The organism is Tateyamaria pelophila (assembly GCF_019966495.1).
GTDB lineage: Bacteria > Pseudomonadota > Alphaproteobacteria > Rhodobacterales > Rhodobacteraceae > Tateyamaria > Tateyamaria pelophila.
The window spans coordinates 1-4527 of sequence record NZ_JAIMIA010000210.1; the positions used below are offsets into that span (position 1 = coordinate 1).

Consider the following 4527-nt stretch of genomic DNA (forward strand, 5'->3'; position numbering starts at 1 on the left):
CCTCCCGCCCGTTGTTTGAACGAAACTGAATCACAAAACTATGCAATCAAACAAGAATTAATGGGTGTGCTGCCTAACAACTCGTTGTGCCGGAATATAGAAAAGCCTCTCGATCTGCGAAGATTTGGGCTTCTTGAACTTGGTAAGCGCCTGGAGCTCGTAGCGCTGTCCTTCCCATGTAACGTGCGGGCTGCCGTTCAACATGCCTGCCATACCGCGTCCATAAAAGCCGTTGATGACAGCTGCGGGATCGCCGTTGAAAACAACGTTTTGCTGCTCAAAAACCCCGAGTACATGGTTTCGGTCTGCCGCGAGCTTTAGCGTCTGCAAGAAAACGCTCTTGCCGCTGGCTTGCGGCCCAACCAAAACCGTCAGGTCGCCCAAATCCACTTTTGCTTCAGAAATTGGTCCAACGTTCTCAAGACGTATCGAAGCGCGTTTCTTTCTCTTCTTGATTGGCATCGTTAGGCCTCCAAAGACACTATCTTGAGGGACTCGATGCCCCGATCATCCACAATCTTCACCGCGATCCGCTTGTTATCGCCTGCCTCAAAAGGCAACGACACCGTCCCATGGAACTGCTCCAGCAGGTCCTCGTCCAACTCCGCGCGGATCGTCTTTTTCAACCGGTTCCAGCCGCCCTTGGCATCGGCCATGGGAAAGAACACCTGATGCGGCATCAGCGAACGTTGATCGTAATCCGTATCCAGCGACCACATGGCGATCTGCTTGGTGCCGCCGCCCTCGATCTCGCCGGTCTTGGGGTTGAAATAGTCAAAGCCATGCACCTCGACCTGCCACAGCCCATCCTCATGCTTGCGCACATCGACCTCGGGCTGGCCCATCAGCCAAAAAGACTGGTTCGAGGAGCGCGCCTTTTTCAGATCTTCGGTCAGCAGGTCCGTGTTCATCTGAACCTTGAGGAAGGTCATGCCGGGCACGTTCATCTCGTCGATGTCCTTGGCGGCCTCGGGGTCAAAGGTGAAGGCGCAGAACAGCAGGAATTTCGGCTTGGGCATCAGTGTGTAGGCTTCGTTCATCGCCTCTTCGACCTGGCGCTGCTCCAGTGCTGCGTGTTCGGGGCCGAAACTGACTACCACGCGCTCGCCCGTATCAGCGACCGAGCCGCTGGCATGCAGGAAGCGGGTGCCGGGAATCACTTCGAATTCGGCGAATTTCATCATGTTGCCGCCCTTGCCGCGCACGCCGGTTTTCAACAGTTCGTCGCGCCAGAGAGATTGGCGGGAGGTTTCGCCAGAGCGGGCAACGGTGCTGTCGGCCTCTTCCGCTGGCAGGGTTTCGTCTAACGAGAGCACAGTGGGCGCGGGCACAGCCTCGACGCTGAACGGGCCGGTGATGCGCAGCTTGTTGCGGTCGATCCGGGGCTTGTCATAAAGCGTTTCCTGATCGGCGTGATCGGCGATGCTTTGATCCATGCGGCGCTGCATGGCTTGGCGGGCTTTGTGGAACGCCTCAAACGGAGCCTTGGCCGCCTCGGGCCAATCCTCGGGGAGGTCAAAGGGCACCTCCCATTCCTCAAGCACGTCACCATCGCGGAACGAGACTTGTTTGCCCTTGCGATAGCCTTGGGTGGGTTTGATCGGCAACGGGGGTGCGGATTTGAGCGCGGCGTTCAGAGCTTCCAGCGCCTCCGCGATCTTTGGTTGATCCTCGTCATAAATCGTGTCGATGTCGGGGTTGTCCGCGATATTTTTTAACTTCACGCGAGGAGCGGTTTCGTAGTCAAAACCGCCCTTTAGTCCCTCATGCGGATAACGCAGGGCATAGTAATCGAAACTGGCGGTCATCAGCCGCTGCTTGGCCAGCGTGATCGCAACGCGAGAAGTGTCGCAGGTGATCCACCGCCGTCCCCATTTTTCGGCCATGACAGCGGTGGTGCCCGAGCCGCACGTGGGATCGAGCACCAAATCGCCCGGGTTGGTGGTCATCAAAAGGCATCGCTCTATCGCCCGCTCCGCGGTCTGAACAACATAAACGGGAAACTTCTCGCCATGCATGTCAGTCCACATGTTGGACCTACCTACTCGATCCCAATCGTCCCAAAATGAGACGCCACCAAGAGACGCTCCCCCTCCGTCAAAGATTCTTCCTGCTTTTACAAGCCGAGGAAGCCCTTCATCTAAGCTGAACCTCCATTGCTTGTTGTTCCCGCACGTCTTTGAATTGCCACGAAATTCAAAGTCATCGCTTCGCGTGTCACTGGGATGCTGACTTACAATTGGATAGTTAACGCGCGCCCACCTTCCACCTTCGGCAAGCAGCGCTTCAATTCTCTCATCTGAAAGTTTGGCCGTGCCAATCGGTCGCCCGGATTTATCGAAGATGGTATTAAACTTGCTTTCGCCCTCGGGGTTCGCGCGTTTGTCAAAGAGCGGGTTTACCGTCAGTTCCTTGCGATCTTTTGCGAACCACAAAATCTCATCGTAGACAGTTTCGGTCACGAGAGTTGCACTCTTCTTCTTAAAAATCAAAGAGTTGACAAAGTTCTTGTATCCGAAGACCTCATCCATGATTGCTCGTACTCGATGCACATTCTCATCTGAAATCTGCACGAACACCGACCCGCTCTCGGTCAGCAATTCCCGCGCCAGCATCAGCCGGTCGCGCAGATAGGTGAGGTAGGAATGGATGCCCAGTTCCCAGGTGTCCCGGAACGCTTTGATCATCTCGGGCTCTTGCGTCAGGTCGGCGTCTGAACGGTCCTTCACGTCGCGCTTGTTGGTGAACGGCTGAAAGTTCGACCCATATTTGATGCCATAAGGCGGGTCGATGTAGATCATTTGCACCTTGCCGCCCATGCTCTCCTTGGTCAGCAGCGAGTTCATCACCAGCAAGCTGTCCCCCGCCACCAGCCGGTTCGACCAGCCCTTTTCATGGCTGTAGAAATCCAGCGCTTGGCGCAGGGGCAGGTTCTCGAACGGAGCCGCGAACAGGTCCGCCTGCCGCCACTGCGCGCTCGCGTCCTGCCCTTTCAGCCGCTTGGCCGCATTGGCCAGGATCGTCGCCGGGTCTACCCGTTCATGGACATGGAGCGAGACGGTATCGACCTCGAACGAGGTCTTCTCCGCCTTGCCTGTCCAGTTCAGGTAAGGGGCCTGCAGGCGTTTGAGTTCCGTCAACGCGCCTTTCATCCGCACCGGATCATCGCTGGTCAGCGCATCATCAATCAACGTCTCAATCGCACCGCGTGCGCTATCAAAGTTCAGCACCGGGTCCAGATGCGGATCGTACTGCCAGCGCGTCTTCTCCCCATCGGGATCGGTGTCCGCATGCACCATCCCCACCTCGGGGTTGTTCACGCGCGTTTCGCCGTGGCGATAAGACAGCACCTCCGTCGGATCATCGGATTTGCGGGTGGTCTTCTTGCGCGTGCCGGTGGCGGCCTTGGGTTCCTTGGCCACGGGCGCGGTCAGCTCCAGATCAGCCACATCCGCCCGATAGATCGACCCACCACGCCCCTTGCCCCGGCCCAGCGTGCCATCGTCGATCAACGCATCCCGCGCCTTGGCATAAGCCTCGTCCGTCAGGGTCGGGATATGGTCGCGCAGCAGTGCCAACATGGACCCATTGCCGATGGAAGAGCCATCTTCGGGGGTAAGCGAAAGAATGAGATTGGAAAGATCGGACGTCATGAAATGAACCTTTGAACCTACTTGGAACCCTGCAGCGAGGGTCGGCGAAGTTTTGCAATCTTACGTTGAAAATAGGCCTGGATTCCGGCGGCAAGCGCAAGTGCTGGCGACATGATGACCAGCGCGATTGTCGAGACCCCGAGAAGCGCCGCGAGCGCGCCCACCGGGACCGCGCCACCAACCATCACCAGCGCAAAGCACGGCAGATAGATGACCGCGGCGAACAGGACGATGTGAAAGATTGGGTCCGTATAGCGGGCGAGATCATTGTGAATCCGCTCGATCAAAACCAGTTTCTGTCTTTGCCAATGTGGCAGGTTCGTGATTTGCATCTGTTACTCCCTCAACAATTCAATCCAGGTGTGAACGTCTTCCATCTTGATCTCCGGCCCAACGATAAGAGACCGATACCACCGCGCTACGATTGCTCCGCGTTTCTCGCTTTTGATCCGAATGCCTTGTTCGGTCAGGAAGCGATCCAGAGAGGTTTCAAACTCTTCCAGCGCATCGATATCGTGCTGCACGCGCGCAGCTTTCGTGCCCAGAAGAATCCAGGTCACGTCGGCCCCAAATTTCTCATCGAGCATGACCAGGGCCTCAATCGGCAACCCCCGCTCGCCCTTCTCATAGCTATGATAGGCTCGCAGAGACACGCCGATTTCCTTGGCCATGTCCGACTGGGACAGTCCGATTTCATTGCGCGTGATTGCAAGTCTGGCCCCTATGCCAACGAGCAAATCGGTGGGATTTTGCCTCAACTGCGGCTTCCTATTGACGAATGTGCCATTTTCAACAAAAAGGCTTATCCCGTTTGATCCGGGAGCACATGATGTTGTCCTTCAAGGCTTGATAATCGGCCATGTTCATGTATTGT

The 4527-nt window shown here is 56.6% G+C and carries 4 protein-coding genes; all 4 read right to left on the reverse strand.

Annotation, left to right across the window (positions count from 1 at the left end):
* Positions 1–57 precede the first annotated feature (57 nt).
* Genes LC354_RS26420 through LC354_RS26435 form a run of 4 tightly spaced genes read right to left on the reverse strand, consistent with a single transcriptional unit; the run spans position 58 to position 4411 of the window.
* Positions 58–462: a hypothetical protein gene (locus tag LC354_RS26420; protein WP_223428933.1), complete on the reverse strand. Its 405-nt coding sequence runs from the start codon at positions 460–462 to the stop codon at positions 58–60.
* Between the two features lie 2 nt (positions 463–464).
* Positions 465–3653: a site-specific DNA-methyltransferase gene (locus LC354_RS26425; RefSeq protein ID WP_223428934.1), complete on the reverse strand. Its 3189-nt coding sequence runs from the start codon at positions 3651–3653 to the stop codon at positions 465–467.
* A 17-nt stretch (positions 3654–3670) separates the two neighbouring features.
* Positions 3671–3940, reverse strand: coding sequence for a hypothetical protein (locus LC354_RS26430; protein WP_223428935.1), 270 nt, complete (start codon positions 3938–3940; stop codon positions 3671–3673).
* A 48-nt stretch (positions 3941–3988) separates the two neighbouring features.
* The gene (locus tag LC354_RS26435) at positions 3989–4411 is read right to left on the reverse strand and encodes a helix-turn-helix domain-containing protein (RefSeq protein ID WP_223428936.1); all 423 of its coding nucleotides are present in this window, start codon (positions 4409–4411) and stop codon (positions 3989–3991) included.
* Positions 4412–4527 lie beyond the last annotated feature (116 nt).